This window comes from Oceanobacillus sp. FSL H7-0719 (genome assembly GCF_045040795.1).
Taxonomy (GTDB): Bacteria; Bacillota; Bacilli; order Bacillales; family Amphibacillaceae; genus Oceanobacillus.
On record NZ_CP150301.1, the window covers coordinates 3138824 to 3153834 of the forward strand.

The window sequence follows — 15011 nt, forward strand, 5'->3', positions numbered from 1 at the left end:
CTTCAAATAATTTTAAAGATTTTGTATATCTATATGGAAACCTTTCTTATTAGAAAAGATACCAACGATTATTTTTCTTTCTCTTTACTTAAGTTTTGTGTCATACGATCAATAATGATTGCTAGAATAACAATACCAACCCCGGATACAAATCCTGGTCCAACTTGTGACCGCTGTAAGGCAGATAGTACTTCTCTTCCCAGTCCAGGTGCACCAATCATAGAAGCAATAACAACCATGGATAAGGAAAGCATTACTGTTTGGTTAATCCCTGCCATAATTGTTGGTCTTGCCATCGGAAGTTCCACTTTAAACAGTTTTTGACTGCCGGTACTTCCAAATGCATCAGCAGCTTCAACTAATTCGTTTGAAACCTGACGGATACCTAGATTCGTAAAACGAACAGTTGGTGGAGTTGCAAAGATTAGTGATGCAATGACACCGGGAACCATACCAATTCCGAAAAATGCTACAGCCGGTATTAAATATACGAAAGCAGGCATTGTCTGCATAAAGTCAAGGATTGGTGTAATGATTGTAGAGGCAACTTTACTTTTAGCCATTAAAATACCTAGCGGGACACCGATTATTACGGATAATAAACTAGCCATAATGACTAGAGTAATGGTGTTCATTAAGTGATCCCAATATCCCTGGTTATAAATAAACCAAAGACCTACAATTGAAAATGCAGCTAGACCGAATTTCTTTCCTGTTATAAAGAAGGCAATAAGCGCAACAATAATAATAAAAATAATAGGAGGAATATTCATCAGTACATCTTCGGATACAAAACTCATCAGATTGCCGAAATGCTCTTTAATCGGGTCAAATAAAAATGAGAATGTTGCCGTAATCCAATCTACGGCGTCCTTTGTCCACTGTGCAACCGGAATCTCTGGAATAAAGTTTAAAATTGAATTAAGCATGTGTAGATGTCACCTCGCCTTCACCTGCTAGTGCAGCAATTACTGCTCCGCGCACAATAATACCTAGTAGTCTTCCTTCTTCTACTACAGCTACTGGCGTTTGCGAGTCATAAATTACTGAGAAGATGTCCTGTAACGCAGTTTCTTTTTCTACTTTTGGAATATCAGTCCGAATGATTTGTTTTAAATCTTTCACTTCTTCTTTACGAGCTTTCAATAAATCATCAGCTAAAACATATCCTTGCAGCTGTTTATTTTTATCTGTTACAAGGATGCTTGAAAGTCCTTCTTCACGCATACGTTCCAGTGCTACACGTGGACCATGCTTTTCTATCTGAACGGTTTCTGGGCGCTTCATAATATGTTGCGCTGTTAATACTTTTGATTTATCCACATCTTCAACGAATTTCTCAACATAGTCATTCGCAGGATTAACCAGTATTTCCTCTGGAGTTCCAATTTGTACGATATTTCCGTCTTTCATTAAAGCGATTCTGTCACCAAGACGGAGAGCTTCATCTAAATCATGCGTAATAAAAAGAATCGTTTTCTTCATTTTAGATTGTAATTCGATTAGCTCATCTTGCATTTCTTTACGGATTAATGGGTCAAGTGCTGAGAAGGCTTCATCCATTAAGAGTACTGTCGGGTCATTTGCTAAAGCACGTGCAAGACCTACCCTCTGTTGCATTCCACCGGATAATTGACCTGGATATTGTTGAATATAATCTCCTAAACCAACTAATTCCAGGGCTTCTTTCGCACGGTTTTCTCTTTCCTGTTTATCTATCTTTTGTACCTCTAAGCCAAATGCTGCGTTTTCCAAAATAGTTCTATGCGGGAATAAACCAAAGTTTTGGAAGACCATGCTCAGCTTTTTACGGCGTACCTCTCTAAGTGCTTGTTTATTCATTGTCGCAAGATCTTCCCCATCAATGTAAATATTTCCTTGTGTGGGTTCAATCAGACGATTGATCAAACGTACGAGAGTTGACTTACCACTTCCAGATAGACCCATGATAACAAAGATTTCACCTTCTTCTACTGAGAAGTTTGCACGATTCACACCAACAGTTGCACCTGTTTCTTTGAGAATCTCTTCCTTGTTGCGGCCATTATCCAGAAGTTTTAATGCTTGTTTTATATTTTTGCCAAATACCTTTGTAAGGTTTTTTACTTCTATAATTGGCATCCTTTCACCTCTTTACTCAAAATTTGCTTATGATAGCTTGCCCGTTTGGGTATAATTTTACTCTCAGCTATAATTGATTTATTTGCTTCCGCTCAAAACGAACTACCTTATAACTATACATGTTTTAAATAGAGAGTACAAACGTTTTAAACGGCCATTTTCGTTCATTTAGTTTGTAAAGTTTTTACTTTATAAACTAAAACCAGTGTTTTCTGCTAAATACTCTGATTTGCTCAAAGATGCGACGAGTAATATAATTTTTATTTTAGTTTAATGTGGTATATTCTTAACATAGAGGTTTAGGAGGATAATATGAATACGAATAATGAAACTTTAAAAGATGACTTAATATCAGCTTTTTCAAAAACAATAGAAATGTTTGGCTTATCTACTCTAGAGTCACGTTTATTTGCATACTTATATTTAACAAATCAGCCACAGACATTGGATGAAATGAGTGAAGCGCTTGGAAAGAGCAAAACAGCGATGAGTACGAGCATCCGCAGTTTATCTAATTTAAACTTAGTTTCACAGGTGTGGAAAAAGGGCGTGCGTAAGGATTTATATATAGCAAACTCTCAGTTATTCAAAGTTTTTGTTAACTTTTATATTCGAAAATGGGTGGATAAGACGGCACGGCAAAAGGAGACATTAGAGGAATTAAAGGATATAACAGATGATAATTGGACTGGAACTGATGATGAGGAAGAAAGAGCACAGATTTTAAATCGAGTAGATGAAATTATTGATTTCCATTCAAGTATTGAATCGGCATTTAATGAACTGCGGGTCGGTAAAAAATAACGCTGGCAGATTGGACAATAACGTACAATGAATAATGGAAGAGGGCATGATGAAGAAATGTGTACGTGTGAAGCGCGTATCATCGAATTCAGTTGCCCTTTTAATTTTTGATTAAATCATTGAATACCTTCATTAAATTATCTTCCAGTGCGGCATTTGTATTTGTATCCAATTTAAATACTACTTCATCATGTTGATGTCTAGGAATGATATGAAAATGGAGATGATTGATATCCTGTTCAGCGTATTTTCCATTTGATTGTATAATAGAGTAGTCTGTGCATATATTCGATTTTACAAGCAGATTAGCTGTATCAATAAGTGTATTTATGAGCGCAGTTACAGTTTCTGGATTATTCATGTTGTGTAATTTTTCAACATGTTCGTTTGGTACTACCAATACATGCCCCTCCGTAACAGGATGAATATCTAGAAATGCAGTCACTGACTCGTTTTGAGAAATAATATAGCCATGCTGTTGTTGGTTGATGATTTTACAGAATATACAGTTCTCCATTTTATCACCTATCCTTTAATTATCTAACAAACATTTGTTTTAGTTTAGTTGATTATAATGCATATAAAATGAAATGAAAAGCAGAGTAATGATGCGTGAAGTTTTGCTATTAAAATGGATTGATTGACTTCTTCTAAGGAAAGTCACAAATTATTAATTATTTCTAATCTGTACCATAATAAAAATATGGTACAATTAATACAGATATAAATGCTCAATGATTCACAAACTATTTTGAGGAGGGTAAATAATGACGGCTGCTGTAAATAGGAAAGAATTTAAAGGTGAAAAGTGGAAATATGAGATTGACGTAAGGGACTTTATTATGGAAAATGTAAAGCCTTATACTGGGGATGAAGACTTTTTAGCCAAACCAACAAAAGCTACTCTTAATTTATGGAATCATGTGGTGGATTTAACAAAGAAAGAAAGAGAAAATGGCGGTGTCCTGGATATGGATACGAAGATTGTTTCGACCATCACATCTCATAGCCCAGGATATTTAGACAAAACGCAGGAAAAAGTTGTCGGATTTCAAACAGATGAGCCTTTTAAACGATCCTTACAACCTTTTGGAGGAATTCGAATGGCTGTTGATTCAGCGAAGGCTTATGGTTTTGAAGTTGATGAGGAAGTGCAGCATATTTTTACAGAGTACCGAAAAACACATAACCAAGGTGTTTTTGATGCGTATACTTCTGAAATGAAAGCTGCCAGGAGGGCGGGTATTATTACTGGTCTGCCAGATGCTTATGGGCGTGGCCGTATTATCGGAGACTATCGTCGCGTCGCATTATACGGGGTGGATAGACTTATTGAAGATAAAAAGGAACAATTAGACACGATTGGCGCAAACGGAATGATGTCTGAGAATGTTATCCGGGACCGCGAAGAAATCACTGAGCAAATTCGTGCATTACATGAATTGAAACAATTAGGTACAAAGTATGGATTCGATATTTCAGGACCTGCAATAAATGCATGTGAGGCTTTCCAATGGCTGTACTTCGGTTATCTAGCTGCGATTAAAGAGCAAAATGGCGCAGCAATGAGTTTAGGAAGAGTATCGACGTTTTTAGATATTTATATTGAGCGAGACCTTGATAATGGCGTATTAACAGAGGAAGAAGCCCAAGAATTAGTCGACCATTTTGTTATGAAGCTCCGATTGGTTAAATTCTCTAGAACACCAGATTATAATGAGTTATTCAGTGGAGATCCTACATGGGTTACAGAATCTATTGGTGGAATTGCGAAGGACGGAACACCACTTGTTACAAAAAATTCATTCCGCTTTTTGCATACGCTAGATAATTTAGGTCCTGCTCCAGAACCTAATCTGACTGTTCTTTGGTCAGTGGATTTACCAGATGCCTTTAAGAAGTATTGTGCAAAGATGTCAATCAAAACAAGCTCTATTCAATATGAAAATGATGATATTATGCGCGATATCTATGGAGACGATTATGGAATTGCTTGTTGTGTGTCTGCGATGTCAATTGGAAAACAAATGCAATTCTTTGGTGCAAGAGCAAACTTGGCCAAAGCATTATTATATGCAATCAATGGAGGGGTGGATGAAATCTCATTTGCTCAAGTAGCTCCGCACTATGCTCCGATTACTTCAGAGTATTTGGATTATGAAGAAGTGATGAAGAAATTCGATACAATGATGGAGTGGTTAGCTGGACTTTATGTGAATACATTGAACATTATTCATTACATGCACGACAAGTACAGTTATGAACGGATTGAAATGGCATTGCATGATAAAGAAGTATTACGCACAATGGCTTGTGGTATTGCTGGCCTCTCTGTTGCAGCGGATTCCTTAAGTGCAATTAAATATGCGAAAGTAAAAACCATTCGCAACGAACAAGGCTATGTTGTTGATTATGAGGTAGAGGGAGACTATCCTAAATACGGGAATAATGACGATTGTGCAGATGCCATTGCAGTGCAACTTGTAAAAACTTTTATGAATAAAATTAAGCATTATCAAACATATCGAAATGCTGTACCTACACAATCTGTTTTAACAATCACTTCCAATGTAGTATATGGGAAGAAAACAGGTAACACACCAGATGGCAGAAAAGCTGGTGAAGCATTTGCGCCTGGTGCTAACCCAATGCATGGCCGGGATAAAAAAGGTGCACTTGCATCATTAAGCTCTGTGGCAAAATTACCATATGCATATTCTCTAGATGGGATCAGCAACACATTTTCTATCGTTCCAAAAGCATTAGGCAAGGATGAAGACACAAGGAAAGCAAATCTTGTGGCAATGCTTGATGGATACATGATAAAAGAGGGTCATCACCTAAATATTAATGTATTTGAAAGAGAGACATTACTAGATGCTGTAGAACATCCTGAAAAATACCCGCAATTAACTATTCGTGTATCTGGATATGCTGTAAACTTTATTAAATTAACAAGAGAACAGCAAATTGAAGTAATTAATCGTACATTCCATGAAAGTCATTGATTGCCTAAAATGAAAATAGATATTTAAGGGGAGGTTTTAACATGAAAGGTCGTATTCATTCTGTGGAAACATGTGGAACGGTGGATGGGCCAGGGCTTCGCTATATCATCTTTACCCAGGGTTGTCCATTACGTTGTCAATTTTGTCATAACCCCGATACTTGGAAAATGGGGGACGGCAATATGGTAACTGTAAATGAATTAGTGACAGATATTTTAACCTACCTCCCCTTTTTCAAGGCATCTGGAGGTGGCGTGACGGTTAGCGGCGGAGAGCCTTTATTACAGCAGAAATTTCTTATTAGCCTTTTCAGGGAATTGAAGAAGTACGATATTCATACTGCTATCGATACATCTGGTGGCCATTTTATAAAATCGCCAAGCTATTTAAATATGCTGGATGAATTAATTGCACTGACAGATCTTGTTCTATTGGATTTAAAACAAATTAATCCAGAAAGACATAAACTTTTAACGGGAATGTCCAACGAGTGTATTTTAGAGTTTGCCAATTATTTAAAAGCAAAAGAGGTTCCAGTATGGATTCGCCATGTCCTCATACCCGAACGTACAGATTTTGATGAAGACCTATATAGCCTGGCTGATTTCATACAAACATTAACAAACGTTGAAAAGGTAGAAGTACTTCCATATCACAAACTTGGTGTTTATAAATGGGAGGCATTAGAGCTTGATTATCCATTACAAGGGATAGCACCCCCAACAGCCGAACGAGTGGAGAATGCAGAGCGTATACTCTCGGGTGCAAGTATAGCATGACTGGATTGGTATAATTGAAAACAAAAAAACGAAAGTACAGGGGCGGCTTGTTCCTGTACTTTCGTTTTTTTTGAGAATGAGTATAGTTGACAGCGCATCACATGCTATAGACATTTTGTATAAACAAATATAAAATGAATTTCAAGACGATTTAGAATAAAGTATTTACTATTTATGAAACTGTTAAAAAGCAATAAAACATAATGAAGCAGGGGCATGATGATTGCATTTCTTATTGCAATATTCAGGGCACTCTCATTCCCTTTACTAAACGCTGGAACAGAAGGAGCAATGAATAGAGCTACCTGAAAAAAATCTTTGTTGGAGGAAATCATTAATAAGCAGATTGTAAATATAGCAGATTTTATTGTGGGAGATATAGAGCGGAGGGATAAATATGCCTATCGTTATCATTCAAATGAGGTATATGGCGATATGGAATCTGTTGTCCATATTCAAACGAATATAAAGGGTGAAAATATACCATCCTTCGCTGAAATTAGTCCTCCAGTTCACTAGCGGTTTGGATTAGATTTGCATATTAATGATTTATCATATTTGGATGATGCGATATGGTTAGATGCATTAATCTGGCCGGAGCATAAAGAGAGAAGAAAATTATTTAAGCAGGCTTCAAAATGTCTGCTGCATAATAGAGCGGCAGTTGATTTAATTAATGGGGATGGGATTGAACTTCTGGGAGATGTATCTAAAGAAATTCCAAACGATTCAGTTATATGCATTTTCCATACACATGCAGCAAATCAAATGACAACAGAAATGAAAAATAGCTTATTAGATAATATAAAACGTATTGGTGCGAAAAGAGATGTTTTTCATATTTATAATAATGTATGAGATGGCGATTTACATTTGGATTCTGTTATAAATGGAAAGGAAAAGAATGAAAGAATAGCCAAAACGGATGGGCATGGAAAATGGTTTGAATGGCTCTTATAAAGTGAAACTTCAATCAGTGGGAGTTTTACTGCCACTTAACCTGCGATAAAACTTTATTCAGAAAGGTGTTTATAGGATGGACCCACTACTTATAGAATTTCCGGAAGAATTTACAACAGAAAGACTCTTCATCCGCATGCCAAGACCAGGAGATGGAAAGGTAGTTTATGAAGCGATAGAAGCTTCAATAGATGAATTAAAACCATGGATGCCTTTTGCACAGAAGAGCCAATCTGAAGAAGAGGTAGAAGTGAATATAAGAAATGCCCATATTGCTTTTTTGAAAAGGGAAGATTTAAGATTGCTTATTTTTTCAAAAGAAACGGGCGAATTTGTGGCAAGCTCTGGATTACATAGAATGGATTGGACCGTGCCAAAGTTTGAAATAGGGTACTGGATTGACAGCCGCTATAGCGGGAAGGGATATATGACGGAGGCTGTACAGGGAATTACGGATTTTGCGTTTAAAGAGCTTGGGGCAAGAAGAGTGGAAATAAGATGCAATGAAAAAAATATAAAAAGCAGAGCTGTGCCTGAAAGATTAGGTTATAAATTAGAGGGGATATTGTTTAACGATGACTTGTCTCCCGACACAAAAGAGTTGCGAAATACATGTATATATGCGAGGACGGTCTAGAACAGCACAATCAATTTCTGGAACACTGAAAGATATTATACGAATATAATAGAGAGGATTCACCTAATGGAATTCATAATAAATCACAAGTATTTTAGTGAGGCGATTTCAGAAGTCAGTAAAATTATATCTAAAAAGACAACTCTTCCAATCCTATCAGGCATAAAAGTTGAAGCAATGTCAGATCATTTAATAGTTACAGGCAGTAACTCTGATATTACTATAGAAAAAATAATACCGAAAACCTTGAATGGAACAGAGATAATACACATTCAGACAACGGGCTGTTTGGTAGTTTCAGCTAAGCACTTAAGTGAATTGGTAAGAAAGTTGCCCGACAATATATCTTGGAAGATGAATGATAAATATTCAGTAAGAATTCAGTCTGGAGAAATTATTACAAGTTTGAATGGACTCGATGCAGAGGAATATCCCTCCTTGCCAAAGATAGAAGCAAACCATAAAATTAGTCTTCCAAGTCGCAAGTTGATTAATATTATTAAACAAACTGTGTTTGCAGTAGCAAAAAATGAAGGAAGACCCGTTTTAACAGGAGTTAATTTTACATTTAATCAAAATGAACTGACATGTGCGGCAACAAATTCCCATCGGTTAGCACGAAGTAAAATTGATATTAAGAACAATATAAACGGCTCTTTTATTGTGCCAAGCACATCCTTAAATGAACTGATAAAATTATTTAGTTCTGTATCAACTGCGATTGACATCTATACAACTCACAATTATATATTATTTAAGTCAAATAAAACTTCATTATATTCAAGGTTAATTGAAGGGAACTTTCCTAGTATCTCTAGTCTGATATCACAAAAAGGAAAAACAATTTTCTCACTGAACACAAAAAATCTGCTAAATGGTGTGGATCGCGCGAGCCTATTTGCAGATGAATGGAGAAATAATAATATTCATATCACAATTAAAGATAAATTATTAATCGTTTCCTCGAAATCAACAGAAGCCGGCAAAATTGAAGAAACACTGGAGATACGTGAGATTAGTGGTGAGGATGAATTAAGCGTTACTCTAGATGGCAGCTTTTTAATGGATGCCTTAAAGGAGATTGAAGAAGATGAAGTGAGTGTAAGTTACAGTGGTTCTATGAGACCACTTGTAATACAGCCGGTTGGAAACCCTTCTCAGCTTCATCTTATTTCGCCGGTAAGATCATATTAGTTTAGTTCTGCTAAAAGTATAGATTCATTAATTGCAAAAAAGTTTACTAATAGTAAGAGGCCGCCCCATGCAAACCGAACGAATTAACAGGATGAAGGATAAGATAGAAGAAATAGTAGCCGATATAGATGAAAAGGCTGCTGCTAAGATGGAATTGGATAAATGCAGACGGATTTTTAGGGAGATTAGGAACCATTTCAAATGAATGTGAAGAATGTGAGCAGTCTTTGTCAGCGCTAGAGGATCATTTTACTGAAGTGAAGGAACAAATACATCAACTGACAAAAGAAGATTATAAAAATCATTATAAAAAGACAGAGACGATTTCTTCCCATCTCCAAAAGAAACATGAATTAATGAATTAATACCAAGCGGCTATTACATGAGTTTATATATGTCCCTTGGTATCAGCTTCGGCTTATTATTTGAGCTACTCTTATTTGAAAATATTGCACTTGGACTGCCACTCGGTATGGCAATTGGAACTGGTTTGGATACCGATGCAAAGAAAAAAGGAAAAACAATTTAAACAAGAACTGCAAATTATAAACAATAAAAACCAGAGGATTTGAAAATCACACTGGTTTTTATTGTTTAATTCATTTCTATCTTGGGCTTTTTCCAGTACATAGTCAGTACGAGACAGATAACAATTACAACTGAGCTAAAGTAAAACGGATAATTTATATCAATATCAAATAAAATCCCGCCTAGCACAGGTCCAAATACGTTTGCCAGTGACGTGAAGAACGAGTTCATTCCGCCAACAAATCCTTGATCCTTGCCAGCAATCCGTGATAAATAGGTTGTTACAGCAGGGCGTATAAGGTCAAAACCTATAAATACAGTAAATGTAACAGCCATAACCGTCCAATATGATTGGGCCAAGGTCATTGCGAATACGAGTATTGCTGAAAGAACTAATGACCAGCGAATAATATTTATTTCTCCCATCATCCGTGTTAAAGGATCGAATAGTGCTACTTGGAAGATAGCTCCTACAATTGCCCCGCCTGTTATTGCAATGGCAATATCTGATGGCGTAAAGCCGAATTTATGGTCTGTAAATAGACTAAAGAATGAATCAAACGCTGCTAAACCAAATGAAGAAATAAAGATAACAATAAATGCAATGAAGAACATTGGCATAAATATTTTCTTCAATCCAGTTTTCCCAACTTCTTCCGCAAGGTCTGGCATATCATCTTGTTTAATCTCAGGTTCTTTTAGTGTAATAATCGATAATACAGCAACGATTAAACCACATGCGGCTGCTGAGAAGAATGGGACGCGCGTGCCGATTTCCGCTAAAAACCCTCCAAGTCCAGGCCCGATAATAAAGCCTGTACTGATGGTTGCTGACATATATCCTAAAGCTTTTGGCCGTGTTTTTAAAGTGGTAATGTCTGCAATGAATGCTGTTACTGCAGGCATAATGAAGGCTCCACTGACACCGCCTAATATCCTTGAAATAAATAATACTTCAATCGTTTTCCCTAGTCCAAATAAAAATTCGGAAAAACTAAAAATAAACAGACCAATGATAATCATAATTTTACGGCCGTATTTATCGACAGCTTTTCCTGCGAAAGGTGAGAAAATCAATTGTGTGAAAGCGAATGCTGCCGTTAAATAACCAACGACTGTTCCGCTAATTTGCAATTCATTCATAATGGTTGGTAATACTGGGATAACTAAGCCAATCCCTAAAAATACAAAGAATATATTTGAAAGTAAAATTACCAGCATCATATCTTTTTTCTTTTTCATCGCTATATCTCCTATATCGCTTCTTGCATTTTTCGACAGTGAACAAGAGAATTCTACTCTCTTTTTGCAATACTTGCAATAGTAATGATAAGTATAAATTAAAATTAATTTATACTGTTAACAATTTGTACTTATTCTCCCCATTCTTAGATATAATAAAGACAAAATAAGTGGTTGAATGATTATGATTTAACTCTAACTCTTATGAGGATTTTTTTGATTAGTGGAATGAGGGAAAGGAAATGGTCTATTTTCTTATAGGCGTTGCAGGAGCGCTTGGCGCAATGCTGCGTTATATAATAGGGATTATTGTTTTTTCGGATAGTGCATTTCCCTATGCAACTTTATGTATTAATTTAATTGGGAGCTTCATGTTAGCACGGCTTACTTATGGAGTATTTAAGAGAAGTTCCATTGCCCCGGAAGTAAAAACTGCGATATCGACAGGTTTCGTTGGTTCTTTTACTACCTTCTCTGCAGTCAGTGTAGAAACCGTGAGCTTATTTCAAAGTGGAAGTGTGCTGCTCGGCGCTCTCTACATTATTCTAAGCATCTTTGGCGGGTTATTGATGAGCCAATGGGGGTTTAGACAGAATAGGGAGGTGCTAAATCGGTGACATTATTTCATATTATGCTAGTAGGGGCTGGCGGTTTTTTTGGAGCGATTTCTCGTTATATGATTAGTAAGAAGTTAAATGATTCTGCTGCTTCACTTCCTATAGGAACACTAATTGTAAATTTGGCAGGTTCTTTTCTTCTTGGTTTCATTACGGGTATGCAAGCAGAGCTCATAATTCTTCTATTATTTGGCACAGGCTTTATAGGTGCACTTACAACCTTTTCAACATTAAAGCTGGAAATGTCTGTATTTTATAGAGACGGACGTACAAAGAAACTTATTATTTATACAATCTTCACTTATGGAATCGGCATTGTTTTAGCGTATTTTGGATTTTTAGTTGGAGATTATTTAAAGTAAGGGGCTATAGTAAAAATAGAGAAGTAGAATGGGGTGAATCCAATCGAACGATTAGAATTATACTACAAGAAATATACAGAAACTATCGAAGCGAAGGATTATGTAGCCTGGGCAATAGAAAATATATTCATGGACAAAATGTCAATCAAAAAGTTAGCTGGCATGGGAATTGGTGAGGACTTAAATATATTTGAAATAGAGGCGATGTTCGGAGAGGTGATGGATGATCTGCACTTGGAAGCTCCACCAATGGGGGAGTGCTTAGATTATCGTTTAAAACAATTGCATATACAGCTGTTGGTACCAACAGAACATGCATTGGAGCTGGTAAGAGAAATCTATGATTTAACTTTAGTAAATGATTTAGTTGAAGAACAAATGAATTGGCAGGAAATAAATGATGCAATAGATGATTTTGAGTATGGAGATAATATATATCACTATACATTAGAAAAAATTCATAAGATGATTATTGAGCATGCACGTAAGCTTTGGCACTCAACCTTAAGCAAAATAACCTTTCACGAATTTATTGGTCAAAAAATAAAAAATGTTACATTCGATCCTGGCTTCATCATTGAATTTGAAAAAGGAGCTCTGAAGCTGGAGTGTCCTTGGCGAATTCGCAATGCAGAAGTCATATTGCTGATCGTACAAATTGGTGAACTCTTTCTAGATGTATTTCATGCGAGTGCTGATTTTGATGGTTGGACACTGACAGACGGAGAAGATTTTTATTTATTTTCGATGCATGGCGGTAGTATTGTTTAGAAAAGGAATGATAAAAAAGGTTCTGACCTTGAATTGCAGTCAGAACCTTTTTAAGCTTATTAATTTATTGCCCAGCGACATCACGCTTGGTAAAGAACAGCCAGGCGAGTGCCATAAAAATAATGTAATAAACAACTAATACTGTAATCGAAAACCCAAGTGTCATTCCTTCCATCATGGGGACATTTCCATTGAAGTACTGTGTTAGGTCTGTATTTGCAAATAGAATGTATTTTGCCCAATCACGTTCCACAAAGAAAAAGACGATTTGGTTTCCTGCGAACATAAGGAAAATAGCTAATCCAATTGCTAGCGCACTGTTTCTGAATGCTGCTGAAATCATAAAGGCGAATGTAGCCATCATAAGTAAGTTGACGAGACTGAAGCCATAGCCAGAAATGATTTCTTTGAAGACTGAAATATACTCAAGACCATTTTCTTTTTGGAGAACAATATGTGGATTCACTCCGTCAATTCCAAGGAGTATAGCCCCTACAATCCAAGAAAACAGCAAGACAAATATTAGGGTTAAAAGCGAAAATACGAGTACAGAACTATATTTTGCAGCTAATATTTTCGTACGGGAAATCGGCCGAATAAGCAGCAGCTTAATCGTTCCCCAGCGAAATTCATTTGCGATAATGCCTGCTGCAACGATAATCGTAAACAAGCTGACAAGTGAAAGCAACATTTGATTTTCCATTACAAACTGCCATGCTCCATAGTTTACCGGCATAATATCATTTTCTAAATAGTAATTATTTGTGGCAATTAAATCAGTGTTAAAAGATTCCATTCCAGGATATTCTTCCGTTTCTTCCACCAAAGCAGTATTTTCTTCTTCCAGTGCTTGTCTCCATGTATCTTCTTCATAGGTTGTAAAGTCGCCATAAATCTTAACAATAAGGCCAGCTCCAACAATGATGACAGCTAACAAAATATACATAGCCCAAGTGGATTTTAGACGAAATGTTTTAATGAGTTCGTTTTGAATGAGTTTAATAAAGTTATTCAATGACATTCTCTCCAATCAAATCAAAGAATTTGTCTTCGAGGGTGGCTTTTGTCACGCTGACCTCATAAATGAGAATATTTTGTTCTACGAGAGAAGCAATTAATGCTGGTATATTCTCTTTTTCAATTTGGAGGCTGATTTTATTATTCGTCTGAACCGCAGCCGTTTTAGAATTTATAATTTCAAGAGCTTTTTCTGCCGGTGCTGCTTCGATTTCCACTTGTGATAACTGCTGTTCTCCAACTGGTGTATTTTCTTTCACAGCCTGAATGGCAACAAGTTCCCCGTTTTTTATAACACCAATCCGATCACACATTAATTCAATTTCAGATAAAAGGTGGCTCGAAATAATGACGGCTACATTTTGTTCTGTTGCCAGCTTACGAATATATTGTCTGATTTCTCTAATTCCCGCCGGGTCGAGGCCATTGGTAGGCTCATCCAGAATCAAAATAGATGGCTTATGCAGCAGTGCCTGAGCAATTCCAATTCGCTGGCGCATCCCTAAAGAATAACGGCCAACCTTTTCATTCATCGCTTTTTCAAGACCGACGAGCTTCACAGCTTCATCAATTCTTTCTTGTGTAATATCAGGAATCATTCGTGCATATTGCTTCAGGTTTTGCGCTCCTGTTAAAAATGGATAGAGTTCAGGGTTTTCTACAATTGCACCAACCTCGCGTACTGCTTCTTTAAACTCTGATTTAATACTTTTGCCAAGAATATGTACATCACCATCGGATATCTTCATCAAACCAACCATCATTCGAATAGTAGTTGTTTTTCCAGCCCCATTTGGGCCAATTAATCCGAAAACTTCCCCTTTGTTGATCGTAAAGGATAAGTCTTTTATAATCTCCTTTTTGCCAATTCGTTTTCGTACATTTGTCAATTGCATGGCAGCTTCTGTCATCCTTTTACCTCCTTTATTTTTCACCTTATATATACGAAGATATGAGGAGAAAGGTTTCAT

At 36.5% G+C, this 15011-nt stretch carries 17 protein-coding genes and 1 pseudogene; 12 read left to right on the forward strand and 6 right to left on the reverse strand.

Annotated elements, in window-relative coordinates; genetic code table 11:
* Nucleotides 1-68 precede the first annotated feature (68 nt).
* Entirely contained in the window at nt 69-929 is an 861-nt protein-coding gene (locus NST93_RS16045) for an ABC transporter permease (protein WP_405098745.1), read from the reverse strand.
* Nucleotides 922-2121, reverse strand: coding sequence for a glycine betaine/L-proline ABC transporter ATP-binding protein (locus tag NST93_RS16050; RefSeq protein WP_405098747.1), 1200 nt, complete (start codon nt 2119-2121; stop codon nt 922-924). Before NST93_RS16050 ends, NST93_RS16045 begins: the two co-directional genes overlap by 8 nt.
* A gap of 312 nt (nt 2122-2433) precedes the next feature.
* Here NST93_RS16050 and NST93_RS16055 point away from each other — a divergent pair, with 312 nt between their 5' ends.
* Nucleotides 2434-2925: a GbsR/MarR family transcriptional regulator gene (locus NST93_RS16055; protein WP_405098749.1), complete on the forward strand. Its 492-nt coding sequence runs from the start codon at nt 2434-2436 to the stop codon at nt 2923-2925.
* 100 nt (nt 2926-3025) lie between these two features.
* Here NST93_RS16055 and NST93_RS16060 read toward each other — a convergent pair whose 3' ends face one another.
* Nucleotides 3026-3442, reverse strand: a complete 417-nt coding sequence (locus tag NST93_RS16060) for an HIT domain-containing protein (protein ID WP_405098751.1) — start codon at nt 3440-3442, stop codon at nt 3026-3028.
* Nucleotides 3443-3692: 250 nt separating this feature from the next.
* Between NST93_RS16060 and pflB the strand changes: the two genes are divergently transcribed.
* The 8 genes and pseudogenes from pflB to NST93_RS16100 all read left to right on the forward strand — a co-directional run bounded on the left by pflB (nt 3693) and on the right by NST93_RS16100 (nt 10032).
* Nucleotides 3693-5933 (forward strand): formate C-acetyltransferase, encoded by a 2241-nt coding sequence (gene pflB, locus NST93_RS16065; RefSeq protein WP_405098753.1) that lies wholly within the window; start codon nt 3693-3695, stop codon nt 5931-5933.
* Between the two features lie 41 nt (nt 5934-5974).
* The gene (pflA, locus tag NST93_RS16070) at nt 5975-6712 is read left to right on the forward strand and encodes a pyruvate formate-lyase-activating protein (RefSeq protein WP_405098755.1); all 738 of its coding nucleotides are present in this window, start codon (nt 5975-5977) and stop codon (nt 6710-6712) included.
* Nucleotides 6713-7081: 369 nt separating this feature from the next.
* Entirely contained in the window at nt 7082-7231 is a 150-nt protein-coding gene (locus NST93_RS16075; protein WP_405098757.1) for a hypothetical protein, read from the forward strand.
* Nucleotides 7232-7243: 12 nt separating this feature from the next.
* Nucleotides 7244-7570 (forward strand): annotated as a pseudogene (locus NST93_RS16080) (DUF2332 family protein); the annotation flags it as partial.
* A 178-nt stretch (nt 7571-7748) separates the two neighbouring features.
* Nucleotides 7749-8309 carry a GNAT family N-acetyltransferase gene (locus NST93_RS16085; RefSeq protein WP_405098759.1) on the forward strand — a complete coding sequence of 187 codons (561 nt, stop codon included), beginning with the start codon at nt 7749-7751 and terminating at the stop codon, nt 8307-8309.
* Between the two features lie 66 nt (nt 8310-8375).
* Entirely contained in the window at nt 8376-9503 is a 1128-nt protein-coding gene (dnaN, locus tag NST93_RS16090) for a DNA polymerase III subunit beta (protein ID WP_405098761.1), read from the forward strand.
* A 128-nt stretch (nt 9504-9631) separates the two neighbouring features.
* Nucleotides 9632-9868 (forward strand): hypothetical protein, encoded by a 237-nt coding sequence (locus NST93_RS16095; protein ID WP_405098763.1) that lies wholly within the window; start codon nt 9632-9634, stop codon nt 9866-9868.
* A gap of 17 nt (nt 9869-9885) precedes the next feature.
* Complete coding sequence (locus NST93_RS16100) at nt 9886-10032, forward strand: glycine zipper family protein (RefSeq protein WP_405098765.1); 147 nt, start codon at nt 9886-9888, stop codon at nt 10030-10032.
* A 65-nt stretch (nt 10033-10097) separates the two neighbouring features.
* Here NST93_RS16100 and NST93_RS16105 read toward each other — a convergent pair whose 3' ends face one another.
* Complete coding sequence (locus NST93_RS16105) at nt 10098-11273, reverse strand: MFS transporter (protein WP_405098767.1); 1176 nt, start codon at nt 11271-11273, stop codon at nt 10098-10100.
* Between the two features lie 242 nt (nt 11274-11515).
* Between NST93_RS16105 and crcB the strand changes: the two genes are divergently transcribed.
* From crcB to NST93_RS16120, 3 genes are read left to right on the forward strand one after another with little or no spacing between them, the layout of a single operon-like run.
* Nucleotides 11516-11890 (forward strand): fluoride efflux transporter CrcB, encoded by a 375-nt coding sequence (crcB, locus tag NST93_RS16110; RefSeq protein ID WP_405098769.1) that lies wholly within the window; start codon nt 11516-11518, stop codon nt 11888-11890.
* Nucleotides 11887-12252: a fluoride efflux transporter FluC gene (locus tag NST93_RS16115; RefSeq protein ID WP_405098771.1), complete on the forward strand. Its 366-nt coding sequence runs from the start codon at nt 11887-11889 to the stop codon at nt 12250-12252. Before crcB ends, NST93_RS16115 begins: the two co-directional genes overlap by 4 nt.
* A 33-nt stretch (nt 12253-12285) precedes the next feature.
* Entirely contained in the window at nt 12286-13023 is a 738-nt protein-coding gene (locus tag NST93_RS16120) for a hypothetical protein (RefSeq protein ID WP_405098773.1), read from the forward strand.
* A 64-nt stretch (nt 13024-13087) separates the two neighbouring features.
* Here the strand turns inward: NST93_RS16120 and NST93_RS16125 are convergent, their stop codons facing one another.
* On the reverse strand, nt 13088-14038 hold the full coding sequence (locus NST93_RS16125) for an ABC transporter permease (RefSeq protein WP_405098775.1): 951 nt from the start codon (nt 14036-14038) through the stop codon (nt 13088-13090).
* The gene (locus tag NST93_RS16130; RefSeq protein ID WP_405098777.1) at nt 14031-14951 is read right to left on the reverse strand and encodes an ABC transporter ATP-binding protein; all 921 of its coding nucleotides are present in this window, start codon (nt 14949-14951) and stop codon (nt 14031-14033) included. Before NST93_RS16130 ends, NST93_RS16125 begins: the two co-directional genes overlap by 8 nt.
* Between the last annotated feature and the right edge of the window lie 60 nt (nt 14952-15011).

Bases quoted from the DNA above. Each gene is read 5' to 3' on its own strand.
- NST93_RS16060 (WP_405098751.1), bottom strand. From the start codon at position 3,442: ATGGAGAACTGTATATTCTGTAAAATCATCAACCAACAACAGCATGGC.
- crcB (WP_405098769.1), top strand. From the start codon at position 11,516: ATGGTCTATTTTCTTATAGGCGTTGCAGGAGCGCTTGGCGCAATGCTG.
- NST93_RS16050 (WP_405098747.1), bottom strand. From the start codon at position 2,121: ATGCCAATTATAGAAGTAAAAAACCTTACAAAGGTATTTGGCAAAAAT.
- dnaN (WP_405098761.1), top strand. From the start codon at position 8,376: ATGGAATTCATAATAAATCACAAGTATTTTAGTGAGGCGATTTCAGAA.
- NST93_RS16085 (WP_405098759.1), top strand. From the start codon at position 7,749: ATGGACCCACTACTTATAGAATTTCCGGAAGAATTTACAACAGAAAGA.
- NST93_RS16045 (WP_405098745.1), bottom strand. From the start codon at position 929: ATGCTTAATTCAATTTTAAACTTTATTCCAGAGATTCCGGTTGCACAG.
- NST93_RS16130 (WP_405098777.1), bottom strand. From the start codon at position 14,951: ATGACAGAAGCTGCCATGCAATTGACAAATGTACGAAAACGAATTGGC.
- NST93_RS16105 (WP_405098767.1), bottom strand. From the start codon at position 11,273: ATGAAAAAGAAAAAAGATATGATGCTGGTAATTTTACTTTCAAATATA.
- NST93_RS16095 (WP_405098763.1), top strand. From the start codon at position 9,632: ATGAAAAGGCTGCTGCTAAGATGGAATTGGATAAATGCAGACGGATTT.
- pflB (WP_405098753.1), top strand. From the start codon at position 3,693: ATGACGGCTGCTGTAAATAGGAAAGAATTTAAAGGTGAAAAGTGGAAA.
- NST93_RS16055 (WP_405098749.1), top strand. From the start codon at position 2,434: ATGAATACGAATAATGAAACTTTAAAAGATGACTTAATATCAGCTTTT.
- NST93_RS16100 (WP_405098765.1), top strand. From the start codon at position 9,886: ATGAGTTTATATATGTCCCTTGGTATCAGCTTCGGCTTATTATTTGAG.
- pflA (WP_405098755.1), top strand. From the start codon at position 5,975: ATGAAAGGTCGTATTCATTCTGTGGAAACATGTGGAACGGTGGATGGG.